The sequence below is a fragment of the Roseibium aggregatum genome (assembly GCF_017309185.1).
Taxonomy (GTDB): Bacteria; Pseudomonadota; Alphaproteobacteria; order Rhizobiales; family Stappiaceae; genus Roseibium; species Roseibium aggregatum_B.
Genome location: NZ_JAEKJZ010000001.1, coordinates 799088 through 822898 on the forward strand (window position 1 = coordinate 799088; position 23811 = coordinate 822898).

At 59.9% G+C, this 23811-nt stretch carries 30 protein-coding genes; 16 read left to right on the top strand and 14 right to left on the bottom strand.

Annotation, left to right across the window (positions count from 1 at the left end; genetic code table 11):
• Positions 1–47: 47 nt before the first annotated feature.
• Positions 48–1301 (bottom strand): LysR family transcriptional regulator, encoded by a 1254-nt coding sequence (locus JF539_RS03550; RefSeq protein ID WP_236042332.1) that lies wholly within the window; start codon positions 1299–1301, stop codon positions 48–50.
• 155 nt (positions 1302–1456) lie between these two features.
• Here JF539_RS03550 and JF539_RS03555 point away from each other — a divergent pair, with 155 nt between their 5' ends.
• The 5 genes from JF539_RS03555 to JF539_RS03575 are packed head-to-tail and all read left to right on the top strand — an operon-like array spanning position 1457 to position 5365.
• Entirely contained in the window at positions 1457–2191 is a 735-nt protein-coding gene (locus tag JF539_RS03555; protein WP_207138968.1) for a PIG-L deacetylase family protein, read from the top strand.
• Between the two features lie 18 nt (positions 2192–2209).
• Positions 2210–2656, top strand: a complete 447-nt coding sequence (locus JF539_RS03560; protein WP_328809195.1) for a DoxX family protein — start codon at positions 2210–2212, stop codon at positions 2654–2656.
• 10 nt (positions 2657–2666) lie between these two features.
• A complete protein-coding gene (locus JF539_RS03565; protein ID WP_207138969.1) occupies positions 2667–3635 on the top strand; it encodes a VOC family protein in 969 nt (322 codons plus the stop codon).
• 1 nt (position 3636) lies between these two features.
• On the top strand, positions 3637–4308 hold the full coding sequence (locus JF539_RS03570; protein WP_207138970.1) for a 4-carboxy-4-hydroxy-2-oxoadipate aldolase/oxaloacetate decarboxylase: 672 nt from the start codon (positions 3637–3639) through the stop codon (positions 4306–4308).
• Positions 4301–5365 carry a 4-oxalomesaconate tautomerase gene (locus JF539_RS03575; RefSeq protein ID WP_207138971.1) on the top strand — a complete coding sequence of 355 codons (1065 nt, stop codon included), beginning with the start codon at positions 4301–4303 and terminating at the stop codon, positions 5363–5365. The genes JF539_RS03570 and JF539_RS03575 overlap by 8 nt, the downstream gene beginning before the upstream one ends.
• Before the next feature lie 20 nt (positions 5366–5385).
• Here JF539_RS03575 and JF539_RS03580 read toward each other — a convergent pair whose 3' ends face one another.
• Positions 5386–6363, bottom strand: coding sequence for a YihY/virulence factor BrkB family protein (locus tag JF539_RS03580; RefSeq protein WP_207138972.1), 978 nt, complete (start codon positions 6361–6363; stop codon positions 5386–5388).
• Positions 6364–6534: 171 nt separating this feature from the next.
• Here JF539_RS03580 and JF539_RS03585 point away from each other — a divergent pair, with 171 nt between their 5' ends.
• Together JF539_RS03585 and JF539_RS03590 are read left to right on the top strand one after the other, a co-directional pair.
• A complete protein-coding gene (locus JF539_RS03585) occupies positions 6535–7023 on the top strand; it encodes a DUF992 domain-containing protein (protein WP_207138973.1) in 489 nt (162 codons plus the stop codon).
• 495 nt (positions 7024–7518) lie between these two features.
• Positions 7519–8028, top strand: a complete 510-nt coding sequence (locus JF539_RS03590) for an exopolysaccharide biosynthesis protein (RefSeq protein ID WP_207138974.1) — start codon at positions 7519–7521, stop codon at positions 8026–8028.
• A 20-nt stretch (positions 8029–8048) separates the two neighbouring features.
• Here JF539_RS03590 and JF539_RS03595 read toward each other — a convergent pair whose 3' ends face one another.
• Entirely contained in the window at positions 8049–8981 is a 933-nt protein-coding gene (locus tag JF539_RS03595) for a PRC-barrel domain-containing protein (RefSeq protein ID WP_207138975.1), read from the bottom strand.
• Positions 8982–9114: 133 nt separating this feature from the next.
• Positions 9115–9300, bottom strand: coding sequence for a PLD nuclease N-terminal domain-containing protein (locus JF539_RS03600; RefSeq protein ID WP_207138976.1), 186 nt, complete (start codon positions 9298–9300; stop codon positions 9115–9117).
• Between the two features lie 188 nt (positions 9301–9488).
• Between JF539_RS03600 and JF539_RS03605 the strand changes: the two genes are divergently transcribed.
• Entirely contained in the window at positions 9489–9659 is a 171-nt protein-coding gene (locus tag JF539_RS03605; protein WP_207138977.1) for a DUF1328 domain-containing protein, read from the top strand.
• A 32-nt stretch (positions 9660–9691) separates the two neighbouring features.
• On the opposite strand, the gene JF539_RS03610 is transcribed toward JF539_RS03605, so the two are convergent.
• The 4 genes from JF539_RS03610 to JF539_RS03625 all read right to left on the bottom strand — a co-directional run bounded on the left by JF539_RS03610 (position 9692) and on the right by JF539_RS03625 (position 12845).
• Positions 9692–10996: a DUF2254 domain-containing protein gene (locus JF539_RS03610; protein WP_207138978.1), complete on the bottom strand. Its 1305-nt coding sequence runs from the start codon at positions 10994–10996 to the stop codon at positions 9692–9694.
• Between the two features lie 69 nt (positions 10997–11065).
• Positions 11066–11950 carry a formate/nitrite transporter family protein gene (locus JF539_RS03615; RefSeq protein ID WP_207138979.1) on the bottom strand — a complete coding sequence of 295 codons (885 nt, stop codon included), beginning with the start codon at positions 11948–11950 and terminating at the stop codon, positions 11066–11068.
• 110 nt (positions 11951–12060) lie between these two features.
• Complete coding sequence (locus tag JF539_RS03620) at positions 12061–12615, bottom strand: sigma-70 family RNA polymerase sigma factor (protein WP_207138980.1); 555 nt, start codon at positions 12613–12615, stop codon at positions 12061–12063.
• The gene (locus JF539_RS03625; RefSeq protein WP_207138981.1) at positions 12612–12845 is read right to left on the bottom strand and encodes a NepR family anti-sigma factor; all 234 of its coding nucleotides are present in this window, start codon (positions 12843–12845) and stop codon (positions 12612–12614) included. The genes JF539_RS03620 and JF539_RS03625 overlap by 4 nt, the downstream gene beginning before the upstream one ends.
• Positions 12846–13046: 201 nt before the next feature.
• Here JF539_RS03625 and JF539_RS03630 point away from each other — a divergent pair, with 201 nt between their 5' ends.
• The gene (locus JF539_RS03630) at positions 13047–13844 is read left to right on the top strand and encodes a response regulator (RefSeq protein WP_207140826.1); all 798 of its coding nucleotides are present in this window, start codon (positions 13047–13049) and stop codon (positions 13842–13844) included.
• A gap of 167 nt (positions 13845–14011) precedes the next feature.
• Here JF539_RS03630 and JF539_RS03635 read toward each other — a convergent pair whose 3' ends face one another.
• Positions 14012–14209 (bottom strand): CsbD family protein, encoded by a 198-nt coding sequence (locus JF539_RS03635; protein WP_207138982.1) that lies wholly within the window; start codon positions 14207–14209, stop codon positions 14012–14014.
• A gap of 170 nt (positions 14210–14379) precedes the next feature.
• Here JF539_RS03635 and JF539_RS03640 point away from each other — a divergent pair, with 170 nt between their 5' ends.
• Positions 14380–16200, top strand: coding sequence for a sensor histidine kinase (locus tag JF539_RS03640; RefSeq protein WP_207138983.1), 1821 nt, complete (start codon positions 14380–14382; stop codon positions 16198–16200).
• Between the two features lie 98 nt (positions 16201–16298).
• Here JF539_RS03640 and JF539_RS03645 read toward each other — a convergent pair whose 3' ends face one another.
• Positions 16299–16526, bottom strand: coding sequence for a hypothetical protein (locus tag JF539_RS03645; protein WP_207138984.1), 228 nt, complete (start codon positions 16524–16526; stop codon positions 16299–16301).
• A gap of 112 nt (positions 16527–16638) precedes the next feature.
• On the bottom strand, positions 16639–17145 hold the full coding sequence (locus tag JF539_RS03650) for a Dps family protein (RefSeq protein WP_207138985.1): 507 nt from the start codon (positions 17143–17145) through the stop codon (positions 16639–16641).
• Positions 17146–17674: 529 nt separating this feature from the next.
• Here JF539_RS03650 and JF539_RS03655 point away from each other — a divergent pair.
• From JF539_RS03655 to JF539_RS03665, 3 genes are all read left to right on the top strand, one after another.
• Positions 17675–18022 carry a DUF883 family protein gene (locus JF539_RS03655; RefSeq protein WP_207138986.1) on the top strand — a complete coding sequence of 116 codons (348 nt, stop codon included), beginning with the start codon at positions 17675–17677 and terminating at the stop codon, positions 18020–18022.
• Positions 18019–18447 (top strand): hypothetical protein, encoded by a 429-nt coding sequence (locus JF539_RS03660; RefSeq protein WP_207138987.1) that lies wholly within the window; start codon positions 18019–18021, stop codon positions 18445–18447. The genes JF539_RS03655 and JF539_RS03660 overlap by 4 nt, the downstream gene beginning before the upstream one ends.
• A gap of 76 nt (positions 18448–18523) precedes the next feature.
• On the top strand, positions 18524–19597 hold the full coding sequence (locus tag JF539_RS03665; RefSeq protein WP_207138988.1) for an AI-2E family transporter: 1074 nt from the start codon (positions 18524–18526) through the stop codon (positions 19595–19597).
• A gap of 131 nt (positions 19598–19728) precedes the next feature.
• Here the strand turns inward: JF539_RS03665 and JF539_RS03670 are convergent, their stop codons facing one another.
• Entirely contained in the window at positions 19729–20031 is a 303-nt protein-coding gene (locus JF539_RS03670) for a hypothetical protein (protein WP_207138989.1), read from the bottom strand.
• 170 nt (positions 20032–20201) lie between these two features.
• On the opposite strand from JF539_RS03670, the gene JF539_RS03675 reads away from it, so the two are divergent.
• Positions 20202–20570 (top strand): response regulator, encoded by a 369-nt coding sequence (locus JF539_RS03675; RefSeq protein WP_207138990.1) that lies wholly within the window; start codon positions 20202–20204, stop codon positions 20568–20570.
• A 22-nt stretch (positions 20571–20592) separates the two neighbouring features.
• Here JF539_RS03675 and JF539_RS03680 read toward each other — a convergent pair whose 3' ends face one another.
• Positions 20593–21327, bottom strand: a complete 735-nt coding sequence (locus tag JF539_RS03680; RefSeq protein WP_236042333.1) for a Crp/Fnr family transcriptional regulator — start codon at positions 21325–21327, stop codon at positions 20593–20595.
• A gap of 178 nt (positions 21328–21505) precedes the next feature.
• Here JF539_RS03680 and JF539_RS03685 point away from each other — a divergent pair, with 178 nt between their 5' ends.
• Positions 21506–22480, top strand: coding sequence for an amidoligase family protein (locus tag JF539_RS03685; RefSeq protein WP_236042334.1), 975 nt, complete (start codon positions 21506–21508; stop codon positions 22478–22480).
• Entirely contained in the window at positions 22477–23175 is a 699-nt protein-coding gene (locus JF539_RS03690; protein WP_207138993.1) for a gamma-glutamyl-gamma-aminobutyrate hydrolase family protein, read from the top strand. The genes JF539_RS03685 and JF539_RS03690 overlap by 4 nt, the downstream gene beginning before the upstream one ends.
• A 25-nt stretch (positions 23176–23200) precedes the next feature.
• Here the strand turns inward: JF539_RS03690 and JF539_RS03695 are convergent, their stop codons facing one another.
• Positions 23201–23803 carry an O-methyltransferase gene (locus JF539_RS03695; RefSeq protein WP_207138994.1) on the bottom strand — a complete coding sequence of 201 codons (603 nt, stop codon included), beginning with the start codon at positions 23801–23803 and terminating at the stop codon, positions 23201–23203.
• Positions 23804–23811: the final 8 nt, after the last annotated feature.

Sequence of the window (23811 nt, forward strand, 5' to 3'; positions counted from 1 at the left end):
ACCCTATGCAGAGAGGCTGGCAAGTTCTAATTGGAATGGTGTCGGAGCTATTGATTTTTGATATAGATGGATGTGCCTTGGGTAAGGTTGCTGGCAGCCTTCCGTAGTAAACCCATAAATTGTTTCTGGGTCGGTGTCGCCCGCCAGTCGCGGCGCGTGGTAATCCCGATGGGCCGGCCGGTGCCTGGCAGGTCGAAAGGCACGCGTGCGACCTGACCGCGTGCGGCTTCCTCATGCATCTGGTGAGCCGAAATCAGGGCCAGCCGGTCGCTGCCTTTCAGGATCCCCTTCATGAGAACGTGGGAGCCGGTATCGACCAGCCTTTCCGGCGGTTCCTTTCCGGCGTTTTTGAACAGGGCGTCGAAGTGTTTCCGGGTCGGCGTGCCGGGGCGCGGAACGGTCCAGGGATAGAGCAGGAGATCGTCGAGCGTGATGGTTGCCTTTTCCGCGAGCGGGTGTCCTGTGCGTGCGAAAATGCCGAGTTGGTCGGTGAACAGCGCTTCCTGCTCGACATCGTCGATGGGAACTGGGTCGCGCAACGCGCCGATGATAAAATCGATCTCGCCGTGGCGCAGTCCATGAAGAACGTCGTCGTAGGGCCCGTCGACGACGGAGATCTGAACGAAGGGGCGGTTGGCGGTAAGCTCGTTGATGGCCGTCGGCAATACGAAGCTGCGCGCCAGCGGCAGCGTGCCCACCGTGATGTGAGCGGAATCGACGCCTCGGGTCGCATCGATTTCTTCAAAGGCGTGTTTGAGCTCCGAATACGCCAGCTTCGAATATTGCGCCAGCACGCGGGCCGCTTCAGTCAGGTCTATGCCCTGCTGGCTCTTGACGAACAGCTTCAGCCCGGAAACCGCTTCAAGGTCTCGAGAGACCCGGTGGAGCGACGGCTGGGAAACGCCGATATGCCGGGCCGCGAGCGTGAAATTGCCGGAGTGCTCGACCGCGAGCAAGGCGCGCAATTGCGTGCTGGTGATCAGCTGATCGAACGGCACACCACCGGCGGTGTTGCCTCGGGCCTGTTTCTTGAGAGCCAGCGTACAGCCCTCCCGGATCAGGGACAGCGCCCGCTGCGCCCGCACCTGAAACAGCGTGCCCGCCTCGGTCAGAAACATGCCCGAGGTGCCGCGGATAAAGAGCTGCTGCTGGAAAACACCTTCCAGCTTGGCGATCGCCTGGGTAATGGCGGGTTGCGACAGGTTGACGGCGTTCGCCGCCGCGGTAATGCCGCCACCTTTTGCCACCTCTAGGAAAACTCTAATGTGGCGAAGGTTCAAAATCTCACGTTCTCTTGCCATTTTCACTCCGTCGAGATTGGAGGAATAGCATTTTCTTATAAACTGTGCAGCCAATTCAAATGGCGTTCCAGATCGCCTTCGCGGAAGGTACGCGCAACAGGATCATACCGAGGGCCGTATTTCTTCACCCTTGGCGAAAGTCTGGGGAGACCAATATGACCGACAAAAAAACAGCACTCGTGATCAGTGCTCATGCCGCCGACTTCGTCTGGCGCTGCGGCGGCGCGATCGCGTTGCACCAGAAACTGGGGTACGAGGTCACTGTCGTTTGCCTGTCCTACGGCGAACGCGGCGAAAGCGCCAAGCTCTGGAAAGAACCGGAGATGACGCTGGACAAGGTCAAGGCGGCGCGCCGCAAGGAAGCGGAAAACGCGGCGTCGGCGCTGAACGTTCACGACATCAAGTTCATGGATCTGGGTGACTATCCGCTTGAGCTCGACCGGGACGCGAAAGACCGGCTCGTCGATATCGTCCGGTCCGTGCAGCCTGCTTTCATGATGTCGCACTCCAAATACGATCCCTATAACACGGACCACATGTACGCGACGCAGATCGCGATGGAGGTCCGCATGATCGCTCAGGCCTGGGGACATAACCCGGGCGAAAAAGTCCTGGGCGCGCCACAGCTCTATCTCTTCGAGCCCCATCAGACCGAACAAATGGGCTGGGTCCCGAATGTCTTCCTCGACATCACCGATGTCTGGGAAAACAAGCGGGCGGCCATCGAATGCATGGAAGGCCAGCACCACTTGTGGGCCTATTACACCAATGTCGCGGAAAACCGCGCGAACCATTTCCGGCGCAATTCCGGCGGTCAGGCCGGCGGCCGGGCCGCGAAATACGCCGAGGGCTTCCAGGCCATCTATCCGCGGTGCGTCGATGAGCTTTGAGGCTCTGGTAAAGGCGGCATGCCGGCGTTTGTCGAGAAAATCCAGTGGAGACCATCGATGCTAGACCTCAACTTCCTTAACCCCGTCAGGGAATGGATCCTGGCTGCCGCGCGCATCATGTTCGGCCTGTTGCTGCTCGAGCATGGGACGATCAAGCATCTGAACTTCCCCGAACACCCGATGAACGCGGTCACATGGTTTCAGCTGTCCGGCGTTGCAGGGATCCTCGAGCTGGTCTTTGGGACATTGCTGGCGGTCGGATTGTTCGCGCGCCTGAGCGCTTTTGTTCTCAGCGGTCTGGCGGCCTGCGCCTATTTCATCGCCTACGCGCCGAAAGGGTTCTTCCCCTTCCTGAATGGCGGAGAGTCCGCAGTGATCTACGCTTTCGGCCTGTTGGTCCTCGCAGCCTACGGACCCGGCAAACTCGCGCTGGATTCCTTGCGGCCGGGGGCAAAAAACAAATGAGGAGGAAACAATGAATCAACCGACCAACCCGTCATTTGACCTGGCTCATCTGGCGCATGTCGAGGTTCTGACAAACAAGTTCGACGAGAGTCTCGATTTCTTCACGCGGGTCTATGGCCTGACCCTGTCCGGACAGGACGAAACGTCGGCCTATCTCAGGGCGTGGGACGATTATGAGTTCCATTCCTTGAAACTGACCAGAAGCGACACGACCGGCATCGGCCATGTCGCCTACCGGGCCGCTTCGCCCGAGGCGCTGGAACGGCGCGTCACCGCGATCGAGGCCAGCAAGTACAAGGTCATCGGCTGGGTCGAGGGCGACCTGGGCCACGGCCGAGCCTTTCGCTTCGAGGATCCCTTCGGTCACGTCTTCGAAATCTATTGGGAAACGGCCAAATATCAGCCGGGCGAGGCTGACACGCCGGCCTTGAAGAACAATGCCAGCAGGTTCCACGCAAGCGGTGCCTGCCCGCGTCGGCTCGATCATCTGAACCTTCTGTCGAAAAACGTGACCGAGTTCCGTGACTTCATGGTTACCTGCCTTGGGTCACGGATCACCGAATATATCCAGCTCGACAACGGCCGTCTCGGCGGCTGCTGGTTCACGGTCAACAACAAGACCTACGATCTCGCCTGCACCGAAGAACATGGCGGTGGCAACGGTCGTCTCCATCATGTGACCTATGCGACCGACCAGCGTGAGGACATTCTGCGGGCGGCCGACATCTTCCTGGAAAACGGCGTTTTCATCGAAACCGGTCCCCACAAGCACGCGGTTCAGGGCACCTTCTTCCTCTATGTCTGGGAGCCTGCCGGCAACCGGGTCGAACTGGCGAATTCCGGTGCGCGCCTGATCCTGGCGCCCGACTGGGAACCGGTCTGCTGGACGGAGACGGACCGCAAGAAGGGGCAGGCCTGGGGCCTCAAGACAATCGAGAGTTTCCATACCCACGGCACGCCGCCCGTCGGAGAAAAGTGACATGGCTGTTGTGGTTGAGAAAATCGAACGCGCGGACCCATCGGTCATCGAAAAGCTTGGCGCAGCCGGTGTGGCAACCGTCCACGAAGCCCAGGGCCGCAGCGGCCTGCTGGCTTCGAAAATCCGGCCCATCTGGCCGGGCGCCCAAATCGCCGGGTCCGCGGTGACCATTTCCGCGCCGCCGGGAGACAACTGGATGATCCATGTGGCCATCGAACAGCTTCAGGCGGGAGACATTCTGGTGCTCGCGCCGACGGCTCCGTGCGACATGGGCTATTTCGGCGACCTCCTGGCGACGTCCGCGATGGCACGTGGCTGCAAGGGACTGGTCATCGATGCCGGGGTCCGCGACGTGCGGGATCTGAAGGACATGGGGTTCCCGGTCTGGTCCGCGGCCATTTCGGCGCAGGGGACGGTCAAGGAAACCCTGGGTTCCGTCAATATTCCGATAGTCTGCGCCGGTGCATCGGTCAGTCCGGGAGATATTGTCGTCGCGGACGACGATGGGGTCTGTGTCGTTCCAAGGGCTAACGCGGAGGCGGTTCTGACGGGCGCGGAAAAGCGGCTTGCGGCGGAAGAGGCAAAACGCCAGCGCCTTGCTGCCGGAGAACTCGGGCTGGATATCTACGACATGCGCCCACGGCTGAAGGAGAAAGGCCTGAAGTATGTCTGATCCCGGGCTGGACGGCATTCCTTGCATCTGGATGCGCGGAGGAACGTCCAAGGGAGCCTATTTCCAGGCGGAAGATCTTCCAGGCAGCGAAATGGAGCGTGACGCGCTGCTTCTACGCGTCATGGGCGCGCCCGACCCGCGCCAGATAGACGGTATCGGGGGGGCGGACCCTTTGACCTCGAAAGTCGCCGTCCTGTCGCCGTCCACACGTCCGGACGCGGATGTCGATTATCTGTTTCTCCAGGTGTTTGTCGACAAGCCGCTCGTTTCCGGTGCGCAGGGCTGCGGCAACATTCTGGCCGGTGTCGGGCCGGCCGCCCTGGAAATGGGCCTGTGTCCGGCGGAGGACGGCGAAACGGTCGTCCGCATTCACATGGTCAACACCGGAGAGGTGGCTGTCGCCACGGTGCAGACACCGGAACAACGCGTCTCGTACCGGGGAAGCGCCGCGATAGACGGCGTTCCGGGGACACATGCGCCCGTCAAGCTCATGTTCGAGAGCCTTGCAGGCTCCATGTGCGGCGATCTGCTGCCAACGGGAAACCCGGTCGACCGGATCGACGGCATCGACTGTACGCTGATTGACAACGGCATGCCCTGCGTCATCATGCGGGCGGAGGATCTTGGGATCTCGGGCTCCGAAAGCCGTGAAGACCTGGACGCGGACACCGAGCTGAAAGCCCGGCTGGAAAGCATCCGCCTTCAGGCGGGGCCCTTGATGAACCTCGGGGACGTGACCGAAAAAAGCGTGCCCAAGATGACGCTGGTTTCCGCTCCCGAAAACGGTGGCGTGGTGTCGACGAGAAGCTTCATTCCCCATCGCTGCCATGCCTCCATCGGCGTCTTTGCCGCGGTAAGCGTGGCGACCGCGTCGCTCCTGGAGGGCAGCCCGGCGCACGGAGCCGCCGTTCCGCCGGAAGGCAGTCTTTATCGGATCGAGCATCCGAGCGGCGCCGCGGAAGTTCTGCTCAATCTCAAACCCGATGGCTCGGTCATGTCGGCGGGGAGCGTTCGCACCGCCCGCAAGCTCATGAGCGGCCACGTGTTTCCGGTATGACAGCCGAGATCTGAAAGCGCTTACAACGTCGGCTCCGCGACATGATCGGCGACATAAGCACCGCGTTGCCCCATCGGCCGGTCGCGTCCGGCGGTCGTGTCCACGCTCGTCTGGTGCTCGACTTCCGCGTTCAGCTCGGCACCGATCAGGGTCACAGCGGCAGAAAACCAGAACCACAACAACAAAACGACAATCGAAGACAGAGTGCCGTGGACAGCCTCATAGTTGGCGACCTGCTCCACATAAGTGGTGAACAGGACAGAACCGGCAAGCCAAAGCAGAGCAGAAACGATTGCCCCGGTGGTCACCCATTTCGTCTTGGCCCGGCGTCTGGAGGGAGCGAAGCGATAGGTGACGGAAAGACCGATCACGATCGCGACAATGATCACAGGCCAGCGGAGCAGGCGGACAAGCGTCTCGTTCAGGTCGGAGACCGGGAAAATCGAAATGGCCAGAGGAACGGCCACGAAGGCCAGTATGGCGCACAGGCCGATCAAAAGAGCGGCAAGCGTGAGCATCAGCGATGTCAGATGGAACGTCAGAAGCGGGCGTTGCTCTGTTTCGCGATAGGCGACCGTGACCGCTGTCATCATGGCGCGGACACCAGCGGCGGCGGCCCAATACGCAAGCGCCAGACTGCCGGCCGCTTTCAGGGTCAGGGTGGTCCGGTGCTGGTTGGCGTCAAGTACCGCCTCGAGCTGCGCATTCAAAAGCAGCTTGGCGCTGTCCGGTAAGATCGTGCCGACTTCGTTCAGAAGGGTACGGATGGCGTCCGGCGAGATAAGAAGCGTGCCCACGGCGGAGAAGGCCGTGAGCGTAGGCGCCAAAGCGAGCAGAAAGTAGAAGGCGACCCCGGCCGAGATCAGAAAGACGTTGTCCTTTTCACTCTGCCGCCAGGTCCGCCCGAGCACATCGATCCATCCCCGCAGGGGGATGGCGGTGGCGGTTTTGGCAAGCGCGCCTCTGCGCGCCTGTTGAGGCGTAATGCTTGTCTCCATGTTTGGCAAACGTCTTTGCCCTTGCTTTGTTCCGAGAGAAAATTTTCGCGGGAACTCTTTCCCGGCCCACCCGTTTTCAAGTCAGCGCGAACAGCCGGGCGAGAAGTTCGGCTCTTTCGTAACCGGCCGGTTCAGCGCCGGTCAATGTTTGAAAAAAATCAGGAGATATCGATGAAACGCCTTACGAAACTCGCCTTGACGGTGTCCGCGGGTGCGATGATGTTCGCCGCGCCGGCGGTTGCGGCGGACAACCAGGCCGGAGTGAAGATCGGTACACTGACCTGTGCCGTCGAAGGCGAAACGAATTTCATTGTCGGTTCGAAGGCCACGCTGAACTGCATGTTCGACCCCGCCGGTGGCGGAACGCCTGTCCGATACATCGGGGCGGTGAGCGAATATGGCCTCGACATCGGTACGACAGAAAACGCGACCCTTGTCTGGGGCGTTCTTGCTCCGAGCGCCGACATGGAACCGGGTGCGCTTGAAGGCGAATACGGCGGTATCACCGCCGGAGCGAGCCTCGGCGCCGGTGTGAAAGCGAATGCCCTCATCGGCGGCTTCGACAAGTCGGTCGCCCTGAACCCGGTCAGCGTGGAGAGCCAGACGGGCACCAACCTGACGCTTGGTGTCAGCCGCCTGTCGCTGAAATCGGCGAACTGATGTAACCAAAGAAAGCGTTGCCAGGAGGGGCCGGCTTCGCCGGCCCTCAGGCTGATGCCAAACCCTCAGCCGGTCATTCCGGACAAGTGCAGTGGAGCTGCGCGCAGATCCGGAAACCAGAAATCTTCTGCGCCAAAGGCGCTCAAAACTCACATTATATCAGATAGATCTGAGGTCAGGTGCTCGCTGCCGCTCGCGCTTGTCAGCTGGATTCCGGCTCACGCGACACCGCTTCGCGGCGCGCGGGCCGGAATGAGTTCGTGAGGTTTGTCATCGCTCTAAGGGTCGGCTTTGCCGGCCCTTTTCTTTTGCCGGCAATTCAAGGAAAGGGCGGTCAGCAAATGTCCCTCAAGGGAAACATGAGAATATCGGGCGTGCTCGACGCCTGGGAGACGGAAGTTTAAAACGGATCGTCGGACGTGGGCTCCTTTCTGCGTGCGGCAGGGAGCAGGGCAGGGCGGCCGGAGCGCTTCTGTTTCTGCCGGCCTTGGTCACATGGTGTCTCCTGTCGGTGCAATTCCCGGGGCTCCGATTGTCCTGACCTCGCTGATCGCGCTGGTCGCCGGACAGATCGTCATGGGGTCGAAGTCGATCTGGCTGCCTGATACCCTGAAGAAACGCGAAATTCCCCAGGACAAGGTCACAACGATCATCGACAGGCTTGAACCCTGGGCGGAATGGATTGACGGATTTCTCGGGCAGCGACTGACGGCGCTGGTTGGAGAACCCATGTCGCGAGTCGTCGCCGCCCTTTGCATCCTTTTGGCTGTCACGGTCTACCCTGCGACGCTCATCCCCTTTGCGGTTGCCTTGCCCGGTGGCGCGATCATGTTGCTCGCCCTCGGCCTGCTGACCCGCGACGGTGTGGTCATGCTGCTCGGCCTGATGGTGACTGGCGGCGGCCTTTGGCTCCGTCTTCTTCTATGTCCTTTAGGAGAGCAGCTTCGGTCTTTCACCGCGCTTCTCAGGCGCCAAAAAAACGGGCCGCTGGGCGGCCCGTTCTGAAGTGAGGACTTTGCTGAAAATCAGCTTTTCAAGGTCATGGCCTCGGCGTCCGTCTTATACTTCTCGGCGTCGTATTCGGCAGCCTGTTCCAGCTGCTCGTTGGTAAAGGGCGCCGTGATCAACAGGTTGCCGTCTTCGTTTTCGAACATCTTGAGGCTGTCGTAGGAAACGGCGACCGGCTTTTCGCCGAAGCCGAGGAAACCACCGACGTCGATGATCACCGCGGTGACGCTGCCGTCGTCACCGATCAGCACCTGGTCGATCTCACCGATGCTGTCCGACTGGCTGGTGTGGATGGCCGCGCCGATCAGTTCGTCCGTGGATACCGTCCTGGCGTCGACCCGGGTCTTCTCGGCCGTCCAGTCATCCTGGCGTTCGTTCGCTGCCGAGTTGATCTGTTCTTTCAGGGGATCGACGGCTTCCGTGCGGACGGTTTCCTTCATGTCTTTCGTGGTGTCGGCGATTGTGTCCATCGCCTTGCGTGCGGAAGACGTGGTCCAGGTGTCCTGAATGTAGTCAGGGCGCTTGTAAGCCGCGGCGTTTTCCAGCTCTTCCCGCGTCGCGTTCGTGGTGATCGTGAACGCGTTGTCGGCCTCAGAAACAAGGGTCAAACGCGAGAAATCGACGGCGACGTCCTTTTCACCGAGGCCGAGAAAACCGCCGACGCCGACGATTACGGCGCGCACTTCACCCTCGCGGTCGATGACAACATCATTGATGTCGCCGATGGCCTCGGCCTCGTCGGTATTGTCCGTCATGACGGACTTGCCGATCATGTTGGAGGCCAGAAAGCCGGTGGTGGCGTCCGGAGCAAGTGTCTGGACTTCAAATTCGTAGAAGCCGGAGGACCTGGTGTCGACAGCATCGGCCTTTACGGTGACGTTTTCCGCCGCGATCGCACCGGTGACGACGGTTGCGACGAGAGCGGTGCTGGTAAGAAGAGTGCGAAGCATTATTGGGTTTCCTTTCGCAGTTTGTCTTCATTTGGCGAGTTGACATCATGGAAACGATTGAAGACTGAATGAGTTCCAAAAAAATACGCGCCTGAAGCGCGTATTTTAATTTTTGATTATTTGAGGGCGTGCTTTAAATCGTTCGAGCCGATCCGCGAGGGCCGGCAAGCAGCCAGACGAGGAAGCCGACGATCGGAAAGATCACGATGCCGAGGATCCAGAGAATTTTGACTCCGGTCGAAGCCGGACTGCCTGCGATCTGGATGACGGCGTAAATGTCCAGGATGAGAACGATCAGACCGAGAATTCCATATTCCATGACGGGCCTCCTTTATTGAACCTGTAAGGAAAAGAAGAAGAAGCCGAAAAGGTTCCATGATCGATGTGAAAAATGGTGCGCTACCCGAATGTCCGCGAAAGAAGATAAAATCTTACTTTTAAAAAAATCGTGGAACCATTTCCACCTTCCGGAGTTACAGCATTGTAACTTCAATAACGGAGGCGGACATGCTTTCTTGGGCTTTGTTATTCTTGGTTGTGGCTCTCGTCGCGGCCGTTCTAGGGTTCGGTGGGATCGCCGGCACCGCTGTTTCGATTGCCAAGCTGATCTTCTTCGTGGCGATCGCGCTGTTCCTGATTTCCGCGGTGGCACACGCCATCAGGGGACGGAGCATATAGGATGAAAAAACGGGCGCCTCTGGCGCCCTTTTTTATTTGGCTTTTCTTGAAGTTGCTTTACGCGCCGAATTCAGCCTGGCGGCGATCTGTGCCCGGTCCGGTTTGCTTGCGAGAACCTGTCTCGCATCGCAGGCAATGTCGAGAAGGTGGCGTTTCACCAGAGGAAGGTGCTCCGGCCGGCAGACCTGAACCGTTTTCTCAAGGGCCTGGATGAGATGATCCAACACCAGCACATTGCTTTTTGCCGATTGGCGCAATGGGTTGAGGGCCGTGTCGAGGATTTCCCGGACCTCCAGGAGGTTCAGCCACACGCGCGGTTCCCCGTCGCTGTCGTTCAACAGCGAACTTGGTACCCCGCGCTGCAGGATCCGTGCGAACGAGGCTGACAGGTGATCGATGGCACTGATGGCGGTGTAGGAATCGTTGATACCCGGGGACAATGCCCGCAACGCGATCTCGACCATCAGATGGACCGAAAACTGGATGTCGCCCTCCGGTGCGCGTGCCTTGCCGACGCGGAAGGCGAGGTGCACGTGCTCTGAATCGGGTTGCTCCTGCCGTGTGCGGACTTCCGCGATCGGCATGCCCTGAATGACGAATGTACCGGGCGGGACAAGCACCTCGACAAAGCCGTTGACGTCCTTTGCATGGGAAATCAGTCGCTGGGTGTCGATCGAAGTGACGTATCCGCTCTGGTGAGCCCGCACCGGTGTGGCGGGAAGATCCGGAATTTCCTGCCGGTCGTTCGGCTTTTCGCGCGGTTCGGCCTCAAGCAAAGCATCGATAGACCTCCTCAGCGCACCCTGGATCCGCCCGATTTCCGTGTCCACCCTGATCCGGCCGGCGACGTCGTTCACGAAATAGACCAGCCAGAAGAAGCTCGTCGCCGCCAACGCGATGCACATCACCACCGAAAATCGCACGTCCCGGTTCTCGTCGACCACAAAAAGTACGAACAGAGAATAAAGGAACGTTGCGCCGAGGATGCCGATGGCGAACTGTGTGGTGCGGTTGCTGGCGAAGGTCTCGAGGAGACGCGCGGAAATATTGCCGGCTGCCAGGGTGAAGACAACCAGGGTCAGCGAGTAGACGAGACTGATCACCGACATCATGGCACCGGCGATGGTCGACAGGACGGAGCGGGCCCCGTCGTTGCTGATGGTCTCGTAACCGAGCGCATCGAAGACACCGGAGAGGAGCCCGCTGCTATCCACGTAAAGGGAGAGGACAGCACCGACCGCACCCAGAAGGGCGATGCAGATCGGAATGAACAGAAAGCCCTTCACCAGCTTGGCAAGCGCCTGTTCCCTGGCGCTTTCCCTGTAAGTCAGATCCATTCCCGGCAGTCCTTCCCGTCGTCTTGTCTTCGGTTGTGGAGAGGAAACGCGGCCGTGCGATCCGTCTGCTCAGATTTCCTCGCTGACCTGCGCATGGGCGAGCAGGGCGAAAAGGGCGGAGCCTCCGACGATGTTTCCGGCAAGGGTGGGCAAAAGGAAACCCGCCAGCACATCCAGCACCGTCGCTTTCCCGGCCCAGAAAGCGAAAACCGCCTCGACCGAGCCCGCGACCACATGCGTCAGATCGAGGGCGGCGATCAGCCAGGCCATGATCATGACAATGGCGATTTTGGCGTTTTCCGCACTCGGCAGCAGCCAGACCAGCGTCGCGACGATCCAGCCCGCGACGACCCCGCGCAGGAACATCTGCGACGGTGGCAGCTCCATCAGGTGGCTGGAAAGCTCTCCGATTGCAGTGGTCAGGTCTTCGGAAAAGAACAGGCCGGACGCAAGGGCGGAGCCGAAGAGGAACGTTCCGACCAGGTTCGCCACCAGAACGATCAGCCACAGTCTGGCCACGCGAAGGTAGGTACGGCGATCGTGTGTGCTGAGGGCGGGCAGGACGGCGGTCAGGGTATTTTCCGTGAAAAGCTGCTGTCGTGCCAGAATGACGATGAGAAAACCGAAGCCGTATCCGGCATTTTCCACGAGATGCCGCCAGCCGGTGTCCGGTAGATGGGTTCTGAGCAGCGCTTCGCCCAGAACCGAAAATCCGATCGACAGACCCGCGGCAATTCCCGACCACCAGAGGCTGGAGGGCGCACGGGCCAATTCCTCTTCGCCTTCCTGGCGGATGATTTCATAGACGACGGCCGCGCGCAGCCGCAGGCGGTCGCCGACGTCCTCCAGATCGCTGTCGCTGAGCCGGGTGCCGTTCCTGTTCAGTCTTTCGGTGGTCAGATGGCTCTCGTTTTCCGCCATCTCGCCTTTTGGGCGCTGTTGTGAACTGCTCATGCGCCTCTCTCGAAAAAGGCCGCGCAACCGCCTGCGCGACCTGCGTTTGGCATGCCTTGGGGAATGCCGGCCGAAGACCGGCAAAAAGGGGTCGTACGTCTTTCAGAAAGTCAGACGGACAGCGCGTTTTGGATAAGGTCCGCCGAAGCGGCGGCTGCGGCCTCGGAACGCTCGAATTCCTCGCGTCCGTCCATCAACTCTTCCAGGCGCAGGCGGGCACGCGAGACGCGGCTTTTGACCGTTCCCACCTTGACGTCCAGAATGTTCGCCGCTTCCTCATAGGAGAAGCCGCTGGCACCGATCAGAATCAGGGCTTCACGCTGGTCGTCGGGCAGCGCCTGCAGGGCGCTCAAGAAGTCCTTGAGTTCCAGGTGTCCGGCCTGCTGAGGTTTGGATTCAAGCGTTGCCGCCAGTTCCCCGTCCGGGTCTGCGACTTCCCGCTTAAGCTTGCGACCGGCGGAATAGTACTGGTTTCTCAGGATCGTGATCAGCCAGGCCGTCAGGTTGGTGCCTTCCGTGAACTTGTCCTTGTTCGCGATAGCCTTTGCGAGGGTCTCCTGAACCAGGTCGTCCGCCCGGTCCCGGTTGCCGCTGATGGACCTGGCGAAGGCCCGCAGTCTCGGGATCGAGGCAACCAGATCCTTTTTGAATTGAACAGTGTTCATTCGGAGGCCTCCTCGGCGGAACCGTCCGAGTCCGCATCGCTTTCCGCCGCACTCTCGTCGAGCGCTGAAAGCAACGCGAGCATGTCGTCCGGAATGTCCTCCGAAAGGGCCTCGTCATAGACTTTCTTGAGCTGGTTACCGATCCAATCCTCTTTGGACTTGGCTCCGGTCGCGGGCTTGATGATACCGAAATCGGGAGCTGACCCGTTCGGTAGAGATTTGCTTGCCATCGCTCATTCCTGAATGGTTCTGTCGGTGTCGGTTTGTGTTCTAAACGCGGCACAAAAAAAAAAGTTCCATGCGAGGGAACTTTTTTTTCCCAGACGCATTTTCCAGCCAAAGGGTACATGATTTCCCGTACATCCGGGCATGTCACCTTAACCGGAGGCCGCTTGCAACGCGGCGGAAAATTGAGGAATACCTGCATGTCCATAAGCCTTTCCCAGGAAATTGCGCCGCTTCTGCCTTACCTCCGCCGGTACGCGAGGGCCTTGTCGGGAAGCCAGAACAGTGGCGATGCCTACGTACGGGCCTGTCTTCAGGCGCTTGTTGCAGACCAGTCGATCATCGACACCTCGGGCGGCACGAAAATCGGACTCTATCGCCTTTTCCACGTTCTCTGGAATGCCACGGTTGTCCCCCCCGTGACCAATGACGGTACGGCTTCGATGTTCGAGCAGACGGCGCAGCAGCGTCTTGCGACGATGGCTCCGGAGAGCCGCCAGACGCTTCTTCTGTCGACCATGGAAGGATTTTCCATTCCCGAGACCGCCCGGATCATCGACAAGACCGAGGATGAGGTCACTCAGCTCATCCAGGATGCGATTAACGAGATCGACCGCCAGACCAAGACCGAAGTCCTGATTATCGAGGACGAACCCCTGATCTCGATGGACCTCATGCAGATCGTCGAATCTCTCGGCCATGGCGTCACCTCGGTTGCCCGCACCGCGAGCGACGCCATCGCCGCCGCGAAATCCGAAACGCCGGGACTGGTGCTCGCCGACATTCAGCTGGCGGACGGGTCCTCCGGCATTGACGCGGTGAAGGAAATTCTCGCCGAAATGTCCGTACCGGTTATTTTCATCACATCCTTTCCGGAAAGACTGCTCACCGGTGAGCGCCCGGAGCCGACATTCCTGATCACCAAGCCGTTCAATCCCAACACGGTGAAAGCGGGGATCAGCCAGGCCCTTTTCTTCAAGGGTACGGATGCGGTTGCCGCTTAGGCGGCCGCGTTCTTTTGCGGGGGCCGGGATGTGATCTTTCGGATGAGCGAGACTGCGTCATCGGCGCAGCACGGAGTGGCTGTTTCAAATGCAGACGCAACGCCAATCTTGCCCGGCGGAAAGGCGTTCCGGCGAAAGGGGAGGCGGGGAGAACCCCGCCCCGGCCTTTACTGCTTTGAAAGCCAGGCGTCGACTTCCTTTTCCGCCTCTTCGCGGGTCTTGCCGTATTTCTCCTGGATCAGGCCGGTCAGTTCGGTCTTGCGACCTTCGATCCGGTCGAGTTCGTCATCGGTCAGCTTGCCCCACTGGGCCAGAGCCTTGCCTTTGATCTGCTTCCAGCTGCCTTCGATTTGGTCCCAATTCATCGGTCAAACACTCCTTGATTTGTTGACACGTGGAAAACGGTTTCAGGCCCCGATGGTTCCTGCGAAGCAAGGAAAAACGCATTTGTTTTTAAAGGCCGGCGGCTTCGACAAGGTCGAGACGCGCCCGGCCCACCTCCTCAGAACGGTCCGGAAGATGGAGCCGGAGTATCATGTCTGACTTATTGACTTATCTCTTCGGCGCGGCGTCCTTCATGCCGCATGGCTACTGCCTGCTGTGGCGGCCGGATCTTGTGGCGCTGCATGCGGTGTCCGACGGGTTGATCGCACTGGCCTATATCTCCATACCGATCACGATCCTGATTTTCCTGAAACGCAGGCCTGACATTCAGGGGCACACCCGAAGGATCGGCTATCTCTTTGTTGCCTTCATTGTCGCCTGCGCCCTGACCCACCTGACGGCTCTGGCGACCCTCTGGTGGCCGGCTTATGGCGCGCAAGGCCTGATCAAGCTCGTAACTGCGGTCATCTCGATTGCCACTGCGACCGTCGTCTGGCGGCTGCTGCCAAAGCTTCTGACCATTCCCTCGCTTCAGGATCTGGAACGGGCGAACAACATGCTTGCCATGGAAAACCGCGAGCTGAACACGGTGGTGGACGAGAGCCAGGGCGAGCTGAACCGGATCAACGAACGCTTCGAAAAAGCGCTCACGGGTTCCAACATCACCGTTTATTCCCAGGACAGGGATCTGCGTTACACCTGGATCCACAATCCCCGCTTCGGTTTCGACTCACACGATCTGGTCGGCAGGAACGATACGCAGGTTCTGCCGGAAGACGTTGCCGGCGAACTCATTCCGCTGAAGCAGCGGGTGCTGGAAACCGGAGAGGCCGCGTCCACCTACGTTGCTTTCGACGATCCAGAGACCGGCACGGTCTTTCTCGATCTCGTCGTTCATGCGACCAGAGACGCCGACGGCAGGATCGACGGCTTGCTGTGCACCGCGATCGATATGACGGAGAAAAACCTCTACGAGATCCGTCTTGCCTCCATGGCAAGCCAGCTCGCGGAAGCGAACAACCGGTTTGAAAAGGCACTTGACGGGTCACTGATCACCGTGTTCGAGCAGGACAGAAACCTGAAATACGTCCATGTCGCCAATCCTCCGGAGAACCTGAGCGTGGAGGATTTCGTCGGAAAGACCGACGCCGAACTGTTTTCCGAAGAAGACCAGCTCAAGCTCATTCCCGCAAAGAAGCAGCTTCTGGAAACAGGCGAAAGCACGGTCCTCGAAGTCGACGTGGATGTGGGGGGAAAGCTGAAGAGCTACAACGTGCGACTGGATCCCGCCCGGGACAGCGAGGGTCGGATCACGGGGATAATCGGCACCGGCGTCGACATGACCTACAAACGTGAAAACGAGCGCCAGATGCATCTGGTGATGCGCGAACTGACCCACCGTTCGAAGAACCTGCTTGCGGTCATCCAGGCGATGGCCCGTCAGACCGCCGCGCGATCGGACAATACGGACGATTTCGTGGAAAGTTTTTCCGCACGGCTGCAGGCCATGGCGGCCAGCCACGATCTGCTCGTCTCGCAATCCTGGTACGGGGCTGATCTCAAGGAGCTCGTCCGGGCGCATCTTGCGCAATCCATCGACCCGGGAAGCCCTCAAATTGAAATTCAGGGGGAATCGAGGTCGATCACCGCCGACGATGCCCAGAACCTTGGACTGGCGCTGCACGAGCTGACGACAAACGCCGCCAAATACGGCGCGCTGTCGGTCCTCGACGGCAAGCTTTCCGTGTCCTGGGATGAGAAAGACGGCAAAATCCGCCTGGTCTGGAAAGAGACCGGAGGTCCCGAAGTCGTGCCGCCGAAACGCAACGGCTTCGGGCGGATGCTCCTGGAGCGCCTGGTCGGTCCGGCGTTGAACGGCGACGTTCACATCGATTTCGACCCGGGCGGCGTGCGCTGCGAGATCGAGTTTTCGCCGAAGAAGGCAGGCGGAAGCGTGGAAGGGGTAGCCTGAGAAGGCGCTGCGCTTACGAAAATGCGGCATAGACCTGGATTGAACCACCCGCGGTCACAGGCTGAAAACGTGTCGAACGCTTCTCTTGGGTCGTGATCCTAGCTTGAAGCCTGACGGCGCCCGGCCAGTTCTTGCAGAGCGTCTTCGATTTCATGCAGCATCCTGGCCTGCTTTGCCCGGCCGTTGCCTGCGTCGGGAACGCCGCGCTGCAAAGCTGCGCGCCAGCTAAGCAGCGCGGCGCGCTTTTGACCGTCAGTGAGCGTGGCATCGTCCAGAACGCTCGCTGCGGACCGGAACCCCGCAAAACGTTGTGGTATGCTTGTCATCTCGTCACATCGGTAGTGGGTTTCATTGTCCTTGACGCAGGCCCGCGCCCCGACGTTTCGCTGTCGGCACGCGGGCCTGGCTTTCACTCGGTCGGACCGGTGGACGCAGGTCTTACTGCGTGATCAGGGCCCGCAGCATCCAGGCCGCTTTCTCGTGAAAGGTGATGCGGGCCGTAAGCAGGTCCTCGGTCACCATGTCTCCGTTGTCACCGGCGTAGGTGGCCATGTCGCGCATTTCCGCGGCGATCATTTCATGGCTTTGGACCAGATCCTTGATCATGGCTTCCGCATCCGGCATGCCTTTCGGCAGGCTGATGCTCAAGTTGAGCTTGTTTTCCTCGACGTTCACCGGTGCGCGGTGGCCAAGGGCGCGTATGCGTTCGGCAAGATCGTCGGTAGCGGCGAACAGGTTTTCGTAGTGCTGCTCGGTCAGGTCGTGGATCGACTTGAACATCGGTCCGACCACGTTCCAGTGATAAAGATGCGACTTGATCGTCAGCATGTAGGTCTCGGCAAGGATCACCGACAGGTGCTTTGCCAGCTGCTCGCGGACATCGCCCGGAATGCCGGTCTTGATGTCATCAACCTGCGGGGTTTCAATTTTCAAAACGCTGGACATGTGAACTCCTTTCAAAGTCGACAGTTGCGCGGCATGTCCTCTTGAGCGGGACCTGCGCACGGAATGGCTGGTTTCGGATTGCAGCTCGAACGGCGTCAACACGCTTGGGAACGATTGGCCGGCAGCGGCAATGTCTTCATCGCGAATTCACGCGAGCCCGAGGCTCGAGGAAACGATGTCGCGACGCCCCAGCGAAAAGCGCCGGGTCGAGGAGTAAAATCCCGAGGCGCTGTTTGGTTCCGGGCAGACACAGGAAATTTAATTTTTTACTCATCCGAAAAGGCATGCGACATCGCCGAAAATCATTATTTGACAAATACTTGTTCCATTGCCGTCGGGTGGGGAGGGGGAGCGGCGAAACAACTGGATACGTGAAATCACGGAACCATTTCGCCTCTGGCAAGTTTTCTGGTCATGCCGCGCGAATGATATCGCCGCGGCCTGGGCCGAACATCCGGCTCTGAACCCGAAATTCCCGAAGCCGCATCGCTTGCATGTCGGCTTGAACCTAGAAAACTGGAGCGTCAAAATGGCTACTGCCAAAACCGCAACCGCTTCTGCGGCCAAGCCGGCAAACGACACCGTCAGTGCCCGCGATATTGAGGAAAACATCGAGCGCATTCGGGGCGACATCGCATCCCTGGCCGGGTCCTTGAAACAATACGGTTCAGACAAGACCGGCGAATACAAATCGCGGGCAATGGCGGCCGGACAGGATCTGAGCGAGAAGTCTCAGGACGCGCTGGACGATCTGATGACCGAGCTGCAGGCCTACGAGCGGGCCTTCGTCAAGGAAGTGCGCCGCCGCCCGCTGCAGTCTCTCGGCATCGCCGCCGGTGTCGGTTTCCTGATTGCGGCTCTGGTGCGCCGCAAATGATGGGCAGGGCGCTCCCATTGGCGCTGTCCGCGGCAACCCGCGACGTGAGCGGCATATACAGGCGCGCGAAGCGCAATGCCGTTCTCACGGCGCTTGCGGGACTGTGTTTCGTAAGCGCCTACGTGGCGGGAATGGTCGCGGCGGGCGCCTATCTGGCGCCGATCTATGGTCCCGCGGGAGCCGCCTTGACCATCGCCGCCGCCATGGTCCTTGCCGGAGTGATGGTTTTGGCGGTGCTGTCCTTCCTGAAGCATCGCGACCGGAAGCGGAACATCCGCCGACAGGCGGCACGGCGTCTCACGGCGGCCGCGGCTCTGTCCCTGCTGCCGCAGATCACCAAATCCAGGAGCCTTCTTCTGGTTGCCGCGCTCGGCGGGGCCGCTTTGCTGGCGGCGCAGGGCCGTGAGGGTGCGGAAGAGAGCTGATCCGAAACTTGCTTTCTGACAGTGGTCCGGGGACGGCCAGATTTTCCTTCCCCCAGGTTTTTTGGAGCGACGTATCATGAAGCCGTTGGACCTTCCCGTTTCCGGAAGCGAGAACACCCGGGAAAATGCACCTGCTTTGTTAGGCGATCCGGCGTTACGGATCGCCACGCTCGTCCTGTGTGCGATTGCTGTTCTGGCGGCGCTGGAGATCGGTCAGGTCATTTTTGCACCGGTATGCCTGTCGATTGTCGTCGGTTCGATCTTTGGTCCCGCAGCGGACCGGCTTTCACGCATGGGCGTGCCCTCCTGGGTGTCCGCTGTCGTCATGGTGCTGCTTTTCGTTCTGCTGATCTTTACCGCGGGAGCCGCGTTTGTCGTGCCGCTTTCGGACTGGCTGGACAAGCTGCCAATCATCTGGTCGCAACTCCAGAACCAGTTGGTGAGCTGGCAGGGATTTTTCTCTTCCGTCAGCGATCTGCAAAAGGAATTGCGTGGCGTGATGGGCGACAGCGGTGGCATGCAGGTCAGCGTCGACGACAATTCCGCCGTGGAAAGCGTCTTCTATTTCGCTCCGGCTTTCATGGCGCAGGTGGTTCTCTTTCTGGCGAGCCTCTACTTTTACATTTTGACCCGGCCCTACCTTCGCCGCTCCTCCCTTAACCTGTCACCCGACCAGGGAAGCGGCCAGTCCCTTTCAACGGCTTTCCGGACTATTGAAGAGCGTCTGTCGACCTATCTTTTTTCGATCACCCTGATCAATCTTTGCCTGGGCATTGCCGTCGCGCTCGTCATGTGGGCGCTGGGGGTTCCGTCCCCGCTGTTGTGGGGCATGCTCGCGGGGATGTTGAATTATGTCGTCTATGTCGGGCCGGCGATCATGGTCTTTCTCATGACCGGGGTCGGCCTGGCGATCGGCGACACACCGCTGGCGATCATCACACCGGCCGTTGTCTATCTGACGCTGAACCTGATCGAGGCGCAGTTTGTGACCCCGACCGTTCTGGGCCGCACAATGACCATCAACCCCTTTCTGGTGTTTCTCACCATCGCCTTCTGGATCTGGCTCTGGGGCCCGGTCGGCGGCTTTGTCGCCGTCCCTCTGCTCCTGGTCGTTGTATCGCTTTACGAAATCCTTTCGGAGCGCGCCTGACCCTTCCGCGCCGACAGCCGCCGGCTACACCTGCGATACGATACTGTCATCGACGGACAAAAACCAAAACCGCCCCGGGTGGGGCGGTTTTGGAAGAGCGTGTCGCGGTGGGGAGAGCGAGCCTCAGCAGGCTATTTGCTTTTGTAGGCCAGCATGGGGCCGGTGACGGGCCAGCCGGTACACGTCGTCTGGCGGAAGCCCGAGACGCAGCGGGTGGGTCTGCCATGCACGTCCGCCAGATCGACCTTCAGGTCGCCTTTCGCGGATGCCGTGCTGGCGGCTTGAGCGTGTCCAACGGCGAAAGCACTTTCAGCTTCCGCGTTTGCGGAGTCGCTTGCAAGAAGTTCCGCGGCGCTCAGCGATCCGGCGAGCGCGACGGCGGCGATAATTGCCGGAAGACCGGCGGTTACAAGTCGTTTGCGTAGAGTAATCATCTCATTACCTCCGCCTTGTAAACGCGCGAGTTAATAAAAGGTTGCCTGATTAAGAGGATGATTTTCCAGCCGTATTGAAAATCATGGGCCGAGATAACTTATGTTAATGCCCTTCCGGAAATTTCATGTATTGATAACCCCGGTTTCAATGGTCCGGTGAGTTTCAAATTATGGCCTCTGCATCCGACACCTTTGCGCATCGGAAGCTCGGACCGGCGCTCATCGTGGAAGACAATCCGATTATCGCGGTCGATACGCAGTCCATGCTGGAAGAGCTCGGATTTTCGCCGGTCGAGATCCTGACGAGCCTGTCCGAAGGGCTCGAAACCCTGGCGGACCAGATCTACAACTTCGTCATACTTGACGTTAAGATCGGCGACGACACCAGTCTGAGATACGCCGAAATGCTCCTTGAGAAGGGAACCCGCTTCGTCTTTGCGACCGGGTATAGCGAGATCGGCGGCCTGCCATCGATTTTTCAGTCACATGCGGTCCTGCCGAAACCTTACACAAAGGATCAGATCGAGAAGTTCATCTAGGGAATGGACATCGGCGCGCCCGTCAGATGAGGGGCCGGAGTGTCTTTACATTTCGCTCATAGGACGCCAGCGCCTCCAGGGCGGTCCTGTCCAGAATCTGGATGCTGTCCTTTTTCCAGGCAATCAGGTTTTTGTCCTGTAATTTTTTGACGGTTCGGCTCATGTGAACCGGCGTGATGCCCAGAGCATCGGACAAATGGGCCTGGGTAAACGGCGCCCTGAAGGCCAGGTTGCCCGCATAGCCGACGGCTTCGGCCCGGTCGTGAAGATGCAAGATGAGGTAGGCCAGGCGTTCGCTCGCCGAACGCCGGCCAAGGCTGACAAGGTGACCGTCGATCATCTGTTCCTCGCGCGCGGCGATCCAGGTCATGGAGAAGGAGAGGCTCGGGTAGTCCTTGAAGACCGACCAGATCTTGTCCCTTTGGAAGACACACAGCGTCGTATCGGTGAGGGCCGTCACCGTGTGCTGCATCTCGTTCATGACGGCCAGCTGCAATCCGACCAGATCGCCCGGGAGAGCGAAGTTCAGAACCTGCCTGCGGCCGTCGGGAAGCGATTTGTGGCGGAAGGCCCAACCGTCCAGAACCGTATAGAGATGCGGACTGTTGTTGTCCTCCAGAACGATGGTTGAGCCGGCCTCGACGATCAGCTCACCGGTCTTGAAACCGGAGACGAAATTCAGTTCCCGCTCGTTCAGGGAGCGGAAGGTCTCCATTTTCCGAAGAGGGCAATTCGCGCATTTGGTTCTGGCAGCCATTTTTTCCGGCATTGACAGTCGGCCTTCGGTTCAGTGGAGCGCTTCAGATGCGTGTCCGCATGCGGGAAAACGCGGGAAAGCGGGTTTCGTTCCCTGCCTTTGAACTGCCTGGCTCCAAAAAGGCCGGAACGGAAAGGCCGTTCATGCGTTCACCTCCTAACCAAAGAGGTGATCGACCATGAATGCCCCTGAAGCAAAAAAATCCTGTCCCCATGAACCGCAAGCCGTAGAACCCGGTCCGGGAGCGAGTGACCGAAGGGTTGGCGTGGAAATCGAATTTGGCGGCCTGACCGCACGCGAAGCAGCCCGGATCGTTGCGCATGATCAGGGCGGCACGCTGGAGCAATTGGACCCGCACCGCTTCGAGGTCAACGGCACCGATTTCGGAAAGCTTCGGATCGAGCTCGACAGCAAATACGTTCACAGCCCGGACGGGGCCTCGGATTTCGAGCGCAAGGTGCGTCGGTTGGCGGGCGATGTCGGGTCCCCGGTCGTTCCGACCGAGATTGTGACCGAACCAATTTCCGTTGACCGCATTCCGGATCTGGATGCCTTGCTTGAGCGTCTCGCGGACGCCGGCGCCGTGGGAACGCAGCAGCCTCATCTTGCCTGCGGTGTTCATCTGAATATCGAATGGCAGGAGCGGGACGTAAGGACGCTCCGGCGGTTGCTTCAGGCGTACTTGCTGCTGTCGCCCGACCTGCGGGCGGCAATTGCGCCGGACCGGACCCGTACGCTGCTACCGTTTATCGGCCATTTTCCGAAGGACTATGAGGCGAAGGTGCTCGATCCTGCCTACGAACCGGACCTTGAGACTTTCATTGCCGACTACTGTCAGGCCAACCCGTCCAAAAACAGGGAACTGGACCTGCTGCCTCTGCTCGCGTCGATTGACGAGGACAAGGTGGCATCGGCGCTCGGCCACCCGCAACCGGCGGTGCGTCCGGCCCTTCACTATCGCTTGCCGGACGCCCGTCTCGGCGACCCGGACTGGTCGATCGGCAAGGAATGGGAGCGCTGGCTGACCGTTGAAGCGTTGATGCAAGACGAGGAACGGCTCGGCGAATTGCTCAGGGAGCGGAGTGAGGCTGCGGATCGGCAAAACCCTGCGACGGCGATCCGCAAACTGATTAAACGAGTGCTGCCGTCATGAAACCCCTGATAGGCGTTTCGACCTCGGCACGTGGCGGCTGGCGGTCGTTCCTAGCCATCCGTTTCGCCCTTTGGCGGGCCGGAGCGAAGGCTTTGCGCATCACCGCCGACACCTCTTACGATCTGGATAGCCTTGATGGCCTGATTGCGGGAGGTGGAGACGACATCAGCGCGACGCTTTACGGCGGAGAACTCATGCCGGACGTCCGGCTGGATCCCGAAAGGGACGCCCTGGAAAAACCTCTCATCCGGTCCGCCGTCGCGCGCGGTCTCCCGGTTCTCGGGATCTGCCGGGGCGCCCAGATGATCAACGTAAGCCTCGGCGGCACGCTGCACGCGGATGTCCGGGAGGTTTCGGAAGACGTCCCGAGTTACCGGACCGTCCTGCCACGCAGAAAGATCGACGTGGACGACGGATCATGGCTTGGGTCTGTTCTGACGTGCTGCGATTGCCGTGTGAATGCCTTGCACCACCAGGCGGTCAAGGAACTGGGAGAAGGCTTGCGGATCAGCGCGACCGACGAATACGGGATCGTGCAGGCCATCGAAATGCGCTCGCGTTCCCAGGTGATCGGCGTTCAGTGGCATCCGGAGCTGATGCCCTTTGCCAGGGATCAGCTCAATCTGTTCCGCTGGCTCGTCGACCGCGCCCGTAATCGGGCGCCTGAAACGCAACATTTCGCCCTCTTCGCCTGACGATGCCTGCCCGGACAAGAGTGGGCTAACCGATGAAACGGCTGACTTCGAAACCTGTTCCGACCGGTAGGAGAACGGTTTCGATGCCCGGCTTTTCGCGCAGCGCCCTGGCGTAGGCGCGAATGTTGTCCCCGCCCGGCCGGATCATGTTGTCCGCAACGATGAGCGCGCCGGGGTTGAGCTTTTCGTAGAAGAGGTCGAGGCAGGGAACATACAGGTCCTTCCAGAGATCCAGAAAGACGAAGTCGAGCTTGAAAGGCAGCCTGGCGATCAGGTCGAGCGCATCGCCGACCTGAAAGTCTACCGCATCGCCAAGCCCCGCCTTGACGGCCATGTCCCGCGCGTAGGTGCTTTTGTAGTCGAGCTGTTCCATGGTGATCAGCCGGCCATTAGCGGCCTGTGCCGCTTCGGCGAGCCAGATCGTGGAATGGCCGAACGATGTGCCGATCTCCAGAACAACCGGGGCTTCAAGGCTCCTGACCAGAATGTTCAGGAACCGCCCCGCGTCGGGACCGATGGCCCGCATGCGCATGTCTCTGCCGTCCGGATCGGTCTGACCGATGCCGGACCGCTCGGCGGCGATCCGGGCTTCATAGGCCGCCAGGACCTCGACCACTTGTTTGTCCATGAAATGTC